This window comes from Chromobacterium alkanivorans, assembly GCF_016937655.1.
GTDB lineage: Bacteria > Pseudomonadota > Gammaproteobacteria > Burkholderiales > Chromobacteriaceae > Chromobacterium > Chromobacterium alkanivorans.
Genome location: NZ_JAFHKL010000014.1, coordinates 16,867 through 31,130 on the forward strand (window position 1 = coordinate 16,867; position 14,264 = coordinate 31,130).

Annotated in this window: 16 protein-coding genes; 11 read left to right on the plus strand and 5 right to left on the minus strand. The window is 64.7% G+C overall.

Going from position 1 to position 14,264, the window contains the following annotated elements; translation table 11 throughout:
- Positions 1-30: 30 nt before the first annotated feature.
- The 3 genes from JW897_RS20370 to JW897_RS20380 all read left to right on the plus strand — a co-directional run bounded on the left by JW897_RS20370 (position 31) and on the right by JW897_RS20380 (position 2,484).
- Positions 31-480 (plus strand): DUF2844 domain-containing protein, encoded by a 450-nt coding sequence (locus JW897_RS20370; RefSeq protein ID WP_205467434.1) that lies wholly within the window; start codon positions 31-33, stop codon positions 478-480.
- 17 nt (positions 481-497) lie between these two features.
- Positions 498-1,730: a DUF3443 domain-containing protein gene (locus JW897_RS20375; RefSeq protein WP_205467435.1), complete on the plus strand. Its 1,233-nt coding sequence runs from the start codon at positions 498-500 to the stop codon at positions 1,728-1,730.
- Positions 1,731-1,920: 190 nt separating this feature from the next.
- Entirely contained in the window at positions 1,921-2,484 is a 564-nt protein-coding gene (locus JW897_RS20380; RefSeq protein WP_205467436.1) for a flavin reductase family protein, read from the plus strand.
- A 58-nt stretch (positions 2,485-2,542) separates the two neighbouring features.
- On the opposite strand, the gene tyrS is transcribed toward JW897_RS20380, so the two are convergent.
- Positions 2,543-3,817, minus strand: coding sequence for a tyrosine--tRNA ligase (gene tyrS / locus JW897_RS20385; RefSeq protein ID WP_205467437.1), 1,275 nt, complete (start codon positions 3,815-3,817; stop codon positions 2,543-2,545).
- A gap of 287 nt (positions 3,818-4,104) precedes the next feature.
- Here tyrS and JW897_RS20390 point away from each other — a divergent pair, with 287 nt between their 5' ends.
- The gene (locus JW897_RS20390; protein WP_205467438.1) at positions 4,105-4,764 is read left to right on the plus strand and encodes a cytochrome b/b6 domain-containing protein; all 660 of its coding nucleotides are present in this window, start codon (positions 4,105-4,107) and stop codon (positions 4,762-4,764) included.
- Between the two features lie 80 nt (positions 4,765-4,844).
- On the opposite strand, the gene JW897_RS20395 is transcribed toward JW897_RS20390, so the two are convergent.
- Together JW897_RS20395 and JW897_RS20400 are read right to left on the minus strand one after the other, a co-directional pair.
- Positions 4,845-5,282, minus strand: coding sequence for a c-type cytochrome (locus JW897_RS20395; RefSeq protein WP_048414915.1), 438 nt, complete (start codon positions 5,280-5,282; stop codon positions 4,845-4,847).
- A 91-nt stretch (positions 5,283-5,373) separates the two neighbouring features.
- Positions 5,374-5,802, minus strand: coding sequence for a c-type cytochrome (locus JW897_RS20400; RefSeq protein ID WP_205467439.1), 429 nt, complete (start codon positions 5,800-5,802; stop codon positions 5,374-5,376).
- 172 nt (positions 5,803-5,974) lie between these two features.
- Between JW897_RS20400 and JW897_RS20405 the strand changes: the two genes are divergently transcribed.
- Genes JW897_RS20405 through JW897_RS20430 form a run of 6 tightly spaced genes read left to right on the plus strand, consistent with a single transcriptional unit; the run spans position 5,975 to position 10,057 of the window.
- A complete protein-coding gene (locus JW897_RS20405) occupies positions 5,975-6,409 on the plus strand; it encodes a Fur family transcriptional regulator (RefSeq protein ID WP_205467440.1) in 435 nt (144 codons plus the stop codon).
- Between the two features lie 20 nt (positions 6,410-6,429).
- Positions 6,430-7,347: a CobW family GTP-binding protein gene (locus JW897_RS20410; protein WP_205467441.1), complete on the plus strand. Its 918-nt coding sequence runs from the start codon at positions 6,430-6,432 to the stop codon at positions 7,345-7,347.
- Positions 7,344-7,514 (plus strand): hypothetical protein, encoded by a 171-nt coding sequence (locus JW897_RS20415; RefSeq protein ID WP_205467442.1) that lies wholly within the window; start codon positions 7,344-7,346, stop codon positions 7,512-7,514. Before JW897_RS20410 ends, JW897_RS20415 begins: the two co-directional genes overlap by 4 nt.
- Positions 7,511-8,254 carry a metal ABC transporter ATP-binding protein gene (locus tag JW897_RS20420; RefSeq protein WP_048414918.1) on the plus strand — a complete coding sequence of 248 codons (744 nt, stop codon included), beginning with the start codon at positions 7,511-7,513 and terminating at the stop codon, positions 8,252-8,254. Before JW897_RS20415 ends, JW897_RS20420 begins: the two co-directional genes overlap by 4 nt.
- A 2-nt stretch (positions 8,255-8,256) precedes the next feature.
- Positions 8,257-9,129, plus strand: a complete 873-nt coding sequence (locus tag JW897_RS20425; RefSeq protein WP_197083069.1) for a metal ABC transporter permease — start codon at positions 8,257-8,259, stop codon at positions 9,127-9,129.
- Between the two features lie 22 nt (positions 9,130-9,151).
- Positions 9,152-10,057: a metal ABC transporter solute-binding protein, Zn/Mn family gene (locus JW897_RS20430; protein ID WP_205467443.1), complete on the plus strand. Its 906-nt coding sequence runs from the start codon at positions 9,152-9,154 to the stop codon at positions 10,055-10,057.
- On the opposite strand, the gene JW897_RS20435 is transcribed toward JW897_RS20430, so the two are convergent.
- Entirely contained in the window at positions 10,050-10,715 is a 666-nt protein-coding gene (locus JW897_RS20435; protein ID WP_205467444.1) for a sulfite exporter TauE/SafE family protein, read from the minus strand. The genes JW897_RS20430 and JW897_RS20435 overlap by 8 nt on opposite strands.
- Before the next feature lie 308 nt (positions 10,716-11,023).
- Between JW897_RS20435 and JW897_RS20440 the strand changes: the two genes are divergently transcribed.
- Complete coding sequence (locus JW897_RS20440; RefSeq protein WP_048414922.1) at positions 11,024-11,809, plus strand: enoyl-CoA hydratase; 786 nt, start codon at positions 11,024-11,026, stop codon at positions 11,807-11,809.
- A 248-nt stretch (positions 11,810-12,057) separates the two neighbouring features.
- Here the strand turns inward: JW897_RS20440 and JW897_RS20445 are convergent, their stop codons facing one another.
- Positions 12,058-14,133 carry a prolyl oligopeptidase family serine peptidase gene (locus JW897_RS20445; RefSeq protein WP_205467445.1) on the minus strand — a complete coding sequence of 692 codons (2,076 nt, stop codon included), beginning with the start codon at positions 14,131-14,133 and terminating at the stop codon, positions 12,058-12,060.
- Between the last annotated feature and the right edge of the window lie 131 nt (positions 14,134-14,264).

The following is a 14,264-nucleotide window of genomic DNA, read 5'->3' on the forward strand; positions in this document are numbered from 1 at the left end:
TCGACGGGGGTATTCATGCAGACGTCTTTCATGGCGAGACGAACCTTGATGTTCGGCCTCAGCTTCAGCTTGTTTTCCAGTCCCGTGTCGGCCACCTTGGGGCAGCCCTTGCCGGCCGGTCGCGAGCTCGTCGCTCCGCAAGCGCTGGCCTTGAAGGCCGCGCCGCCGGCGCTCTATTCCGTGGCGCAGAGCCGGGACGAGACCGGCCGCGTTATCCGCGAGTTCGCCCGGCAGGCGGACGGCGTGGTGTTCGCGGTGGCGTGGCAGGGGCCGGCGCTGCCGGACATGAGGCAGCTGCTTGGCGATTACTTCTCCAGCTATGTGTCCTCGCAACAGTCCAATCGCGCCGGCTTGAATCGCCTGGAGGGGCGAGGACCGGGGCTGACGGTGATTTCCGCCGGGCGCGCTCGCGCCTTCTTCGGTTTGGCCTATGTGCCCGCGCTGGTGCCGGCGGGTCTCGACATCGATCAACTCAAATAATCCGGGCGGGGTGCGAGATGAAACAGGCTATCTTTGGGCTGGCGCTAACGTGCGCGCTATTGCTGACGGCGTGCGGAGGAGGAGGGGGCGGCGGGATAGGCAGCGTCTCGCCGCCGGACAATGGCGGGTCGACGGCCAATTCGGTGACGATGACGGTGGACAGCGGCCCGGTGGCCAATGTCTATCAGATCAATATGCCCTATGTGTCGGTGACGGTGTGCGCGCCCGGCGGCAGCCCATGCCAGACGATCAGCCGGGTGCTGGTGGACACTGGTTCCAGCGGCTTGCGCTTGCTGGCCAGTGCTTTGAGCGGCTCGACGCTGGGCAGCTTGCCCGGGGCGACGACGAACAGCCGGCAATTGGCGGAGTGCATGCAGTTCGCCAGCGGCTTCACCTGGGGCAGCGTCCGCTACGCCGACGTCAAAATGGCGGGCAAGACGGCGTCCTCCCTGCCTATCCAGATCATCAGCGACCCTGCCTACAGTTTTATCCCGGCCGCCTGCAGCGGGACGGGGAGTAATTTGGGTAGCCTGTCGACTTTGAAAGCTAACGGCATACTGGGCGTCGGCCTGCGGCAGCAGGATTGCGGCAGCACTTGCGTCAACTTTAGCAATAACAGCTATTACTATGCCTGCCCGACCGCCCTGAGCTGCCAGCCGGCCCAGGCGGCCGCGTCCTTGCAGGTGTCCAACCCGTTGGTGGGTTTCGCCAGCGACAATAACGGCGTGATGCTGCAATTGCCCGCGGTGGCGATCAGCGGCGCGCCCAGCGCCGCCGGAACGCTGTATTTCGGCGTGGGCACGCAGAGCAACAACGCGCTGGGTGCGGCCAAGGCCTTCCCCACCACGCTGGACGGCAACGGCGTTGACGTGATCTCGACCAGCTATAAATCGCTCAGTTACGGCAGCTTTCTGGACAGCGGCTCCAATGGCTTGTTTTTCCCCGACGCGACGATAGCCACCTGCGTGGTGGGCAGCAGCACTTGGTTTTGCCCCGGCGGCATCCTGAATCTCAACGCCACCTTGAGCGGCGGCGGCAACAACAGCGCGGTGGCGTTCAGCCTGGGCAATGCCGGCTCGCTGTTGCTACAGGGCTATTCCGCCTTGCCCGGCGTGGGCGCGCCGGCCAGCGGTCTGCTTCTTAGCAGTTACTTTGACTGGGGCTTGCCGTTCTTTTATGGCCGCAATGTGTATATCGGCCTGGAGGGGAGGAGCAATCCGCAGGGCAGCGGGCCGATGTTCCTGTTTTGAGAGGACCTTGCGGGTTTCTTGCAACGCAATATAAAGCGTCCTATATCTGGATAGTCATCTCGATGACTTCTCCTTTGTTGAAATTAGCAATCTATACGCCCGGCGAGCGCCGGGCTTTTTTTTATCCGCGCCGGATGGCTCCCCGCGTCTCCGGCTAGAATGTTCGCTTCATGTGTTCTCGAGTTTGCCCATGTCCCGTTTGCTCGCAGTCGATCTGGCGAAATCCTATCGTTTATTGAATCATGGTCCCACGGTGCTGGTGTCCAGCGCGGCCGGGCAGCGCAGCAATGTGATGGCGGCGGCCTGGGCGATGCCGCTGGATTTCGATCCGCCCAAGGTGGCGGTGGTCATCGACAAGGCCACCCATACCCGGGCGTTGATCGAGGCCTCGGGCGAGTTTGTGCTCAACGTGCCCTGCCGCGCCCAGGCCGAGGCGGTGCTGCGCGCCGGCGGCACCGACGGCAGGCAGGTGGACAAATTCGCGCACAGCGGCTTGAGCGGGCTTCCGTCGCAGCGGGTGGCCGCGCCGCGCGTGGACGGCTGCATCGCCTATCTGGAGTGCAAGGTGATCAGCGAGCCGCGGAATCAGCAAAGCTACGATCTGTTTATCGGCGAGGTGGTGGCGGCGGAGGCGGACGCGGAGGTGTTCGCCGACGGCCACTGGCGTTTCGACGGCGACGCCAAGCGCAGCTTGCACTATATTGCCGGCGGCGCCTTCTTCGCGACGGGGGAGGCTTTCGAGGTGGAGACGTGAGGCGCAGGCGATAAAAAAAGCGGCCGTGACGGCCGCTTTGGTTTGAGAGGCGCAGCGCTTAGCGCCATTCCACCAGCGCGTAATTCTTCTTGCCGCGCTTGAGCAGGGTGTAGCGGCCGAACAGGCGTTCGGCGTCGCCGAAGCGCTGCTCCAGGCTATCGGCCTTGTCGCCGTTGACGCTGACCGCGCCGCTCTGGATGAAGGTGCGCGCCTCGCTCTTGGACTTGGCCAGGCCGCCGGCGGCCAGCGCGTCGATCAGGCTGTCGGCATCGCGTTCCAGCTGGATGCTGGGCAGGCCGTCCTGGGCCAATTGGGCGAAGTCGTCGGCGGTGAGGCTGCTCAGGTCGTTGTTGAACAGGCTTTGAGTGATGCGCTGCGCCGCCTCCAGCGCGGCCGCGCCGTGCACCATGGCCGTCATCTGCTCGCCCAGGATGCGCTGCGCCTCTGGTTTGCCGTCGCGGGCCTGGTCGGCGGCCTCGATCTCGGCGATCTCTTCCAGCGACAGGAAGGTGAAGTAGCGCAGGAATTTGTACACGTCGGCGTCGGCGGTGCCCAGCCAGAACTGATAGAAGGCGTAAGGCGACGTCTTTTTGGCGTCCAGCCAGATGGCGCCGGATTCGGTCTTGCCGAACTTGGTGCCGTCGGACTTGGTCACCAGCGGCACGGTCAGGCCGAACACCTGCTGCTGTTGCAGGCGGCGGGTGAGGTCGATGCCGGCGGTGATGTTGCCCCACTGGTCGGAGCCGCCGATCTGCAGCTTGCAGCCGAAGCGACGGTTCAGCTCGGAGAAGTCGTAGCCTTGCAGCAGGCTGTAGGAGAACTCGGTGAAGGAAATGCCCTGGTCCTCGCGGTTGATGCGTTGCTGGACCGACTCCTTCTTGATCATCGCGTTGACCGAGAAGTGCTTGCCGATGTCGCGCAGGAAGTCCAGCGTGTTCATCTGGCCGAACCAGTCGTAGTTATTGGCCATCAAGGCGGCGTTGTCGCCTTCGAAGTTGAGGAAGGGCTCGACCTGGCCGCGGATCTTCTCCACCCAGCCCTGGATCACGTCCGGGGTGTTCAGCTTGCGCTCGGCGGCCTTGAAGCTGGGGTCGCCTATCATGCCGGTGGCGCCGCCCACCAGCGCCACCGGACGGTGGCCGGCCTGCTGGAAGCGCCGCAACATCAGCACCGGCACCAGATGGCCCAGGTGCAGGCTGTCGGCGGTGGGGTCGAAGCCGCAATAAAGGGTCACCTGCTCCTTGCTCAGAAGTTCTTCCAGCGCAACGGCGTCCGTGGTTTGCGCAATCAGGCCGCGGGCCTGCAGATCCTGAATCAGGGGGGCATGGTTCATTTATCGGGTCTCCAACTAAGGTGATGCGCGGCAATGGCGGGATGAAGGCGCCGCCGCAAAAAGTTAGGCCGCCCGTTGGCGGGCGGCGTAGCCGGACTCGCCAAGCGAGCCCAATCAAGGATATTAACCGAAAACCGGTGGTTTTTGCCCCCTTTTTGTCGGTAGAATCCGGGCAAAACCCCATTTGGATTAGGGTTTGTCGGCTCGGCACGGTATTATCATGTTGCAGTGCATGAATTCGGGTACGCCTGAGCGGGTGAGTTTTTGGATCAAGGAGTGAAAACGCGATGACGCAAATGGTAAAAGTGTGGGATGCGCCCACCCGCTTGTTTCACTGGGCGCTGGTGATTCTGTTCGCCGGCATGTGGTATAGCGGCGAGCAGGGCGGCGATTGGCTGCAATACCATATCTGGTGCGGCTCCGGCCTCGCCAGCCTGTTGCTGTTCCGCCTGATCTGGGGCGTGATCGGCAGCCAGACCGCGCGCTTCAGCAATTTCATCAAGGGGCCGCGCAGCATTGTCCGCTATCTGCGCGGCGAATTGAGCGAGAACGAGCAGCCGGGCCACAATCCGCTGGGCGGCTTGATGGTGTTGGCGATGCTGCTGGCCTTGCTGGCCCAGGTGAGCACCGGTCTGTTCGCCGCCGACGTCGACAGCTATCTGTACGACGGCCCGTTGGCCAAGCTGCTGAGCGGCGATGCGGCTGAAGCCGCCACCTCGTTCCACAAGGGCTTCTTCAATGTGATCCTGGGCCTGGTCGGCCTGCACTTGCTGGCCATCGTCGCTTATCGGGTGTTCAAGAAGAACAATCTGGTGAAGGCGATGATAACCGGCAACAAGGCCATCGCCGGCGATGTGCCGCGCTTGGAGTTCGCGCCCGTCATCATCGCGCTGGTGGCCTTGCTGGTGTCCAGCGGCGGCGTCTATGTGCTGTTGACGCGTTTGTGAGCGCAGAACGCGGCGCGTTGTTCGCGCCGCGAGGGGCAAGCAGAAGGGCGGCGCGAGCCGCCCTTTTTCGTGGCCGCGATTTACTTCTCCGGGCCGCGGAAGGCGTCGTGGCAGACCTTGCAGCTCTGCGCCACCGCGCCGTAGCTTTTCTTGATGGCGGCGAGATCGCCGCCGCGGGCAGCCTGGTCCAGGTCGGCCACCGATTTCAGGAAGGCGTCCTTGTCGGCCTGGAACTTGGCCGGCTGGCTCCAGATTTCCGGCTTGGCGCGGCTCTTGCCGCTGATGCTGTTGGCGGGAAAGTGATTGAAGGGCTCGGCGGCGATCTGTTTCAAGGCGTCGGCCTGACGAATGAAGGCGTCCTTGCGATACGGGTCGCGGCCGCGCACCGCAGCGCCCATCGGCTCAAAGGCCAGCAATACTTTTTTGAAGGATTTGGCGCGGGTTTCGGCCGGCGTGTCGGCCAGCGCCAGTGGCGCCGCGACGGCGCCCAACAGCAATACGGTCAGCAGTTTTTTCATTCAGGGATCTTCGGGGCTGGGGTCTGGCGGCGCCGATGCAAGCAAACAGCCCGCTGACTAGCGGGCTGTTAAGGTCGCGGCGCGACGGGGCTCAATCCTTGCGGAAGGCGTCGTGACAGGCCTTACAGGTTTTCTGGGTGGCGCCGAACTGCACCTTGATCGCGCCCAGGTCGCCGCCGGCGGCCACTTGCTTCAGTTTGGCGGTGGCGGCCTTGTGGTTGTCGATGGCTTTTTGCCAGTCGGCGGGCTTGCTCCAGATTTCCGGTTTGGCGTCGGTTTTGCCGGCGGTGCTGCCGGCCGGGAAGTGCTGCCACGGTTTCTGGGACAGAGCCTCCAGCTCGCCGGCCAGCTTGGCGAACTCGTCCTTGTTGTAAGGGGTTTCGCCCTTGACCATCTTGCCCATGCCGCCAACCACCGGCTTGTATTGCTTGAAGACGTCTTGGCGCTGAGCGATCGGATCGGCGGCAAAAGCCTGGCCGGCGAGTGTGGCGGCAACGGCTAGCATCAACAGCTTTTTCATGTCATTTCCTTATATGAGCGATGGGTGATAGGCCATAAGACTATCATGGACATTTCGGTGCACAAAGCTACCACGACGATGGATCATGATAAACCGATGAATGATTAATCCTTGTGAATTTGAGATGTTATACAGTAACATTGCGTCCTGATTAAACAAGCGGGTGTCCGGCATGGACCATCAAGCCTATCTGGCCGCGGCGGAGCGGCATTGCGAACGGCGCGGCAGCAAGCTGACCGCATTGCGCCGTCAGGTGCTGGAGCTGGTGCTGCGCTACAGCGGGGTGGTCAAGGCTTACCAGGTCCTGGCGGATCTGCAGCAGGAGCGCGGCGCCGCCGCGCCGCCCACCGTATATCGAGCGCTGGATTTTCTGGTGGAGCACGGCCTGCTGCACAAGGTGGACGCCTTGAACGGCTTCATTGTCTGCGATCACTTCGAATGCCAGCACGAAGGGCTGATCCTGGTCTGCGGAGATTGCGGCCAGGTGCAGGAGATCGACGCCGCGCCGGCCTTGAGCGCGCTGCGCCAGGCCGCGCAGGCGGTGGCTTTTTCCCTGTGTCCGCAAAACCTGGTATTGACGGGGCGTTGCCAGTCCTGCAGCACCTGAATCCACGAATTCCCTGATCCATGAAAAAAACCATAGTCAACTTGTTCACCGGCTTTCTCGGGGTGGGCAAGACCACGGCGTTGCGCCATTTGATCGAACGCCGCCCCGCGCATGAAAAGTGGGCGATCATCGTCAATGAGTTCGGCGAGGTCGGCATCGACGGCGCGGCCCTGAGCCAGGACGAGCTGGCGGTGGCGGAAATCGCCGGCGGCTGCCTGTGTTGCGTGGCCGGACCGCAGATGACCGCCACGGTGGCGACCCTGTTGCGCCGCGAACGCCCGGACCGTTTGCTGATCGAGGCCAGCGGCCTGGCGCACGCGGCCGGCGTCATCGACGAACTGCGCGCCAAGCCCTTGGGCGAGGCGCTGGAAGTGGGCGCGGTGTTGACCCTGGTGGATCCGCGCCAGTTCATTCAGCCGGATTATCATCGCCAGCCGCTGTACCGCGACCAGATTTCCATCGCCGACGTGCTGGTGGCCAACAAGATAGACACCGCCGACGTGCCGACGATGGACGCTTTCCGTCAACAGGCGGCGGCTTTGTTCCCGCCCAAGTCGCTGGTGGGCGAAGTGCGCAACGGCGAGCTGGACCCGGCCTGGCTGGACGCCGCCGTCGCGCCCAAGCCGCGTTATCGGCCGTCGGTGCCGGACGACGCCGCCGCGCAATGGCGCTCGATGGGCTGGACTTTCGAACCGGAGCAGGCCTTTGACGGCGAGCGGCTGACCCGTTTCTTCGATGCGCTGCCCACCCTGGTGCCGGGCCTGGTGCGCGCCAAAGGCGTGTTCAAAGTGCTGGACAGCTGGGTGTGGCTGAACTGGGCGGCCGGGCAGTGGGGCGCGGCCCAGGTGTCCTGGCGACGCGACAGCCGCTTTGAACTGATCGCCGAGGATTTCGACGCCGCCGCGGTCGAGGACACCTTGCGGAGGTGTTTCGAATGACGCCAAAACCTTCACATCAGCATGGGCACCTGCATCTGACGCCGGCCAATTTCAAGGCGCCGTTCAGTCTGCTGGCGATGTCGGCCTGGCAACGACTGGGCCTGGCCTGCGCCGCGCTGGCGGTGCTGTGGGTTCTGGTGGCCTGGGCCCTGCAGGAGGTCGCATGAGCGTCAGCCTGCGGAACCTGACGGTTTCCTATCAGCGCCATCCGGCGGTGCACCATGTCAGCGGCTGCTTCGCCGCCGGCGACGCCACCGCGATTTTCGGCCCCAACGGCGCCGGCAAGAGCACCTTGCTCAAAACCATGATAGGTGCTTTGAAGCCGGACTCCGGCTCGGTGCAGCTGGATGGTTTTAAGCGCCGGGACATCGCCTATTTGCCGCAGCAGTCCGAAATCGACCGCTCCTTGCCGGTCAGCGTGCTGGACCTGGTGTGCACCGGCTTGTGGCACGACACCGGCGTGTTCGGCGGCGTTAGCCGCCGCGGCCGCGACCAGGCTCTGCTGGCCCTGGAGCAGGTGGGCCTGGCCGACTTCGCGCTGCGGCCGATCTCGGCGCTGTCCAGCGGCCAGTTCCAGCGCGTGCTGTTCGCCCGCATCCTAGTGCAGGACGCCCGCCTGATCCTGCTGGACGAACCGTTCAACGCGGTGGACGCCAAGACCACCTACGACCTGCTGGAGCTGGTGCGCCATTGGCGCGAGGAGGGCCGCACCGTGGTGGCGGTGCTGCACGATTACGAGCAGGTGCGGGCCTATTTCCCGCACACCTTGTTGCTGGCGCGCGAAGTGGTGGCCTGGGGCGATACCGCCGAAGTACTGTGCGACGCCAATCTGAAACGCGCGGTGGACACCGCCGCGCATTGGCAATCCCAGGCCGCGGTCTGCGAAGTGGATGGAGCGCAAGCCTGATGCTGCACTTATACGATTTACTGGTGGCCCCGTTCGCCGAATTCGCCTTCATGCGCCGGGCGCTGGTCGGCTGCCTGGCCCTGGCCTTGGGCAGCGGGCCGATCGGCCTGTTCCTGGTGATGCGGCGCATGAGCCTGATGGGCGACGCGATGAGCCACGCGGTGCTGCCCGGCGCCGCGGTGGGCTTCATGATGGCCGGCCTCAGCCTGCCGGCGATGAGCCTGGGCGGTTTCTTCGCCGGCGTGCTGGTGGCGCTGCTGGCCGGCCTGGCCACGCGTTTCACCAGCATCAAGGAAGACGCCAGCTTCGCCGCTTTCTACCTGTTGTCCCTGTCCATCGGCGTCTTGCTGGTGTCGCGCGGCGGCAGCAATGTGGACTTGATGCACATCCTGTTCGGCTCGGTGCTGGCGGTGGACGACGCGGCCCTGTTCCTGGTGGCCGGCGTCGCTTCCTTCACCCTGCTGGCGCTGGCCTTGATCTACCGCCCCCTGTTGCTGGAAAGCCTGGACCCGGTCTACCTGCGCGCGGTGGGCGCGCGCGGCGGGCTGTGGCACATGCTGTTCCTGATGCTGGTGGTGCTGAACCTGGTGGCCGGCTTCCAGGCGCTGGGCACCTTGATGGCGGTGGGCCTGATGATGTTGCCGGCGATCACCGCCCGCCTGTGGACCGAGCGCATCGAAGCCCTGCTCGGCCTGTCGGTGGCCATCGCCTTCCTGGCCGGCCTGGGCGGTCTCTTGCTGTCCTATCACTTCGAATTGCCCTCCGGACCGGCCATCATTTTGCTGGCGGGCCTGGTCTATCTGCTGTCGCTGCTGTTGGCGCCGGTGGGCGGGGCTTTGCCGCGCTACATCCGCGCCCGGCATCTGGAATCCTGAACCCTTGATAAGGAAGTCGCCGATGAAGAAATCAATCATGGCCCTGTTGTTGCTGGGCCTGCCCTTGTCCGCCTGGGCCAAGCTGCCGGTGGTCGCCAGCTTCAGCATCGTGGCCGACATGACGCGCGAGATCGGCGGCGATCGCGTCGAAGTGTCCTCGCTGGTGGGGCCGGACCAGGACGCCCACGTGTTCCAGCCGTCGCCGGCCGACGTCAAGAAAGTGGCCGCGGCCAAGCTGTTGGTCACCAACGGCCTGGGCATGGAGGGCTGGATGGTGCGCTTGAGCAAGGCCGCTCATTTCAAGGGCGTGCAAGTGGAGGCGGGCAAGGGCATCAAGACCCGCGAAGCGGAAGACGAAGATCACCACGGGCACGATCACGGCCATGCCGGGCATGACCACGGGGCCATCGATCCGCACGCCTGGCACGATCCCAAGCGCGTGCTGACCTATATCCGCAACATCGAAGCCGGCCTGAGCCAGGCGGATCCGGCCGGCAAGCAGGAGTACGCCCGCCGCGCCGCCGACTACGCGGCCAAGGTGAAGGAGCTGGACGCCTGGGCGGCCAAGGCCTTCGCCGCCGTGCCCGTCGCCAAGCGCAAGATGCTGACGTCGCACGACGCCTTCGGCTATCTGGGCGAGCGTTACCAGCTGCAAGTGCTGGCCATCCAGGGCGTCAGCACCGAGTCCGAGGCGTCGGCCAAGGCGGTGGCCCGGCTGGTGCGCCAGGTGCGGCAAGAGAAAGTGTCGGCGGTGTTCATGGAGAATATGACCGACAAGCGTCTGCTGGAGCAGCTGTCGCGCGAGGCCAAGGTGACGATAGGCGGCAAGCTGTACGCCGACGCGCTGTCCGGCCCGTCCGGCCCGGCGCCCAGCTATCTGGCGATGTTCCGCTACAACGTGGACACCATTCTGAAATCGTTCAAATAAGCGCCCGCAGCAACTGCCAGGCGCCGATGCCCGCAACGACCAGTCCCGCCGTCAGGCGGACTGGTCGTTGTTGCATCCAGCGGCGCAGGCTGTCGGCGAAAGCGCCCATCAGCAAGAGATTGGGCAAGGTGCCGAGCCCGAAGGCCAGCATGGCCAGCGCGCCGCCGGACGCGCTGCCGGTGGCCAGCGCCGACAGCGAGGCGCTGTAGACCAGGCCACAGGGCAGCCAGCCCCAGATCATGCCGGCCAGCAGGGCGGACTGAGGCGAACGGACCGGCAGCAGGGGGCCCAGCAGCGGCTGCAAGCGCCGCCAGATCGGCACGCCCAGGCGCTCGATCAGATTGACCGCGCCGGACAGGCCGGCCAGGTACAGGCCCATGGCCACCAGCATCAGGTTGGCCAACAGCGCCAGCGCCAGTTGCAGGCCGCGGATGTCCAGCAGGGCGAGGCCGGTGGCGGCCAGGCCGCCCAACAGCGCGCCTATCAGCGCGTAGCTGCCGACGCGTCCCAGATTGTAGGCCAGCATGATGCGCCAGCGGCCGGTTTCGGGGGGCAGATTCAAGGTCAGCGCGGCGACGATGCCGCCGCACATGCCCATGCAGTGGCCGCCGCCCAGCAAGCCCGCCAGAAACAATATCCACCCGCTCGTTTCAATCATGCCGCAACCTGTCTCAGAAAGCTCTATGGTAACAGAGTGGCGGCCCGCGCTTGCGCGCGCGGCGGTCATATTTGCTTTTGGCATTTATTGCCTTTATCAAAATTTTACTTGGCATCTCCTTAAAGAAAGTTATAAAAAAAATGATGGTCTTGCCAGCCGACTACTGGTCAAAAGGTCAGTTTGCAATGAGAATGCTGCTTTGGCTTCGGACCTATGCGCAATGGGTCCCGCGCTGAGGATCCAGGCGCTCGACCTGGTCAAAACATATGCATCAGCGATGTAATCCATGGGGATAGAGTGAGGAAAATATGGCCAAGTATCTGACACTTGAGCGGCTGGGCCAGTCAGCGATCGTGACTCTCAAAAACGCGCCGGCAAATTTGCTGACCACGGAGAGCCTGAATGAGCTGGCTACGACGATGCGGTCGCTGGATGCGGATCCGGCCGTGCGTTCGGTGGTGTTGACCGGCGCGGGCGACGCGTTTTTTTCCGCCGGCGCCGATTTGAAGCAATTCGCGTCCGGCGACGCGGCCGAGGCCGACAAGGTGTTCGACGCCTTCGCCGAGGCTTTGCGCAGTTTGCAGCAATACCGCGGCGTCACGGTGGCCGCGATCAACGGCTACGCCTTGGGCGGCGGCCTGGAACTGGCGCTGGGCTGTGATTACATGGTGGCCGAGCGCGGAGCCAAGCTCGGGCTGCCGGAGGCCAAGGTGGGCATCATCCCGGCGGCGGGCGGCACCAAGACGCTGGCGGACAAGGTGGGCGTTTCCTGGGCCAAGCGCATCATTCTGGGCGGCGAAGTGGTGACGGCGGAAAAGGCCTTGACCATAGGTCTGATCGAGGAAGTGGTGGACCAGGGCTTCGCCAAGATCGTGGCGATCAGCCTGGCCAACAAGGTGGCGAACCAAGCGCCGGGCGCGGTGGCCGCCGCGCGTCGTCTGATTGAGGAAAGCGGCAACCTGACGCTGGCCCAGCATCTGGAGCGCGAGCGCGCCGCGGTGCGCCAGCTGATGGGCAGCGCGGAGCAGATCGAGGGCGTCAGCGCCTTCATCGCCAAGCGCAGCCCCAGCTGGGTCGAATCCGGCGATGATTGAACATCCCGCGTCCCATGCAAAGCCGCCTGTCGCCGTTTCGGCCGCAGGCGGTTTGTTTTGACGCTCCGCTCGCGCGGCTCCAGCCGTAGCCGGCGAGATCGCTGATCTTGCCGTCGTCGAAGCGGAACGCCGAGCGCTCGCTCAATTCCGGCGTGTCTCTCGCCTGGCCGCCGTCAGGCGGGTCCTGAGCCAACAGGGCCTGCTAACGGTTGCGGCCGCATTGGCGCGCCCCCTGTCTGGCGGGGCCGTCAGCGCAGTTGACGCAGCAGGAAGGCGTATTCCATCGCCGCGATGTCGGCCTCTTGCTGATGATTGGCGGCGGCGCCGTGCCCGCCCTCGGTGCGCTCGAAATACTGCACCGGGGCGCCCATCGCCTGCATGGCCGCGAACATCTTGCGGGCATGACCGGGATGAACCCTGTCGTCCAGCGTCGAAGTCATGAACAGGGTGGCCGGGTAGCGCGCGTCAGGCTTCAGATTCTGATAGGGCGAGTAACGGCGGATATAGGCCCAGTCTTCCGGCAGATCCGGGTTGCCGTATTCGTCCATCCAACTGGCGCCGGCCAGCAAGCGATTGAAGCGGCGCATGTCCAGCAGCGGCACCTGGCAGACCACGGCGTTGAACAGCTCCGGGCGCTGAGTCAGCATCACCCCCATCAGCAGGCCGCCGTTGCTGCCGCCCTTGATGCCCAGATGGCGGGCGTCGGCCACGCCGCGCTTGGCCAGGTCTTCGGCGATGGCGGCGAAGTCGTCGTAGGCGTTCTGGCGCAGGTGTTTGCGCGCCGCCTCGTGCCAGGCCGGACCGTATTCGCCGCCGCCGCGGATATTGGCCAGCGCGTAGACGCCGCCGCGATCCAGCCAGGCCTTGCCCAGCGCGCCGCTGTAGCGCGGCGTCAGCGACACTTCGAAGCCGCCGTAGCCGTACAGCAGCGTCGGATTGCTGCCGTCCAGCTTGATGTCCTTGCGGCTGACCAGGAAGTAGGGCACTTGGGTGCCGTCGCGCGAGCTGGCGAACCACTGCTGGATGCGGTAGGGGCTGGCGTCGAAAAAGCCGGGCTGTTGTTTCAGCGTCTGGCGTTCATCGCCGCCGGTCTCGGCCAGCGCCAGCGTCGGCGGGGTCAGAAAGTCGGTGTAGCTGTAGAAATAGCGGTTGTCGCGATCGGGATCGACCGCGCGTACGCTGATGCTGCCGAAGCTGGGCGTGGCCACCGGCCGCGATTGCCATTGGCCGGCCACGACCTTCCATTCCCGCAGGCGGCTGCCGACATTGTCCAGCGTGGTCAAGAGCAGGCTGTCGCGGGTGGGCGTTTGTTCCGCCAGCGAGACGGCGACGCTGGGTTCGAACAAGGGGGTGAAGTCGCGCGCGCCGGCCAGGTAGGCGTCGACATCGATGGCCAGCAGGGAGCCGCCGCGCCAGGTTTTTGCGCCGATCTTCCAGTCCTGCTTGGGCGTCAGCAGCAGCCAGTTGTCGAAGAAATCGACGCCGGCGTGCTCGGGTTTGTCCAGCTTGCGCCATTCTCCACCCACCAGCAGCCGGGTTTCCGTGGTGAAGAAGCTGGGCGCGCGGGTGATCACGTCGTAGCGGCGGCCTTGAGCGTCTATCCTGGCCGCGTGCACGGCGACGTCGGCTTGCCGACCTTCGAACACGGTTTGCGCCTGGGCCAGCGGCTGGCCGCGGCGCCAGGTCTTGACGACGCGGGGGTAGCCGGAGTCGGTCAGCGATCCGGGGCCGAAGTCGCTCATCACATACAGGGTATCGAGGTCCTGCCAGCTGACTTCGCTCTTGGCTTCCGGCAGATGGAAGCCGTCCTTGACGAAGGCCTTGGCGGCCGGGTCGAATTCGCGCACCACCGCGGCGTCGCCGCCGCCGCGGCTGAGCCGCAGTAGGCAGCGCTCTTGATTGGGACGCAGGCAGTCGGCCCCTTGCCAGACCCAGTTTTCCCCTTCGTCCTTGGCCAGGCCGTCCAGGTCCAGCACGGTTTCCCATTGCGGCGCGGCCTTGCGGTATTCGTCCAGCGTGGCGCGCCGCCACAGCCCGCGCGGATGGTCTTTGTCGCGCCAGAAGTTGTAGTAGAGCTCGCCTATCTTCTCTACGGAAGGGATGCGGTCGGTGGAATCCAGGATGGTCAGCAGTTCGCGGCGCAGCGCCGGGTAATCGGCTTGCCGGCCGATGTCCTGGCGCGTGTTCGCGTTTTGCCGGCCGACCCAGGCCAGCGCTTCTTTGCCTTGAATCTCCTCCAGCCACAGATACGGGTCTTGAGCGGCGCTCGCCGTGGCGCAGAGCGCGAGCAGGGCGAAGGACAGGGTGGTGCCTAAGGTTTTCATCCGGACGGGTTTCCCTTATTTCAGCCAATGGCTGTAGACAGTGGATTGTTTTTGATGTGTCCGAATACTGTAGCGTTCGAGAATTTGTTTGTCATCAACCGTCGCGCGGACGGACAAGGCAAACGGCGGCC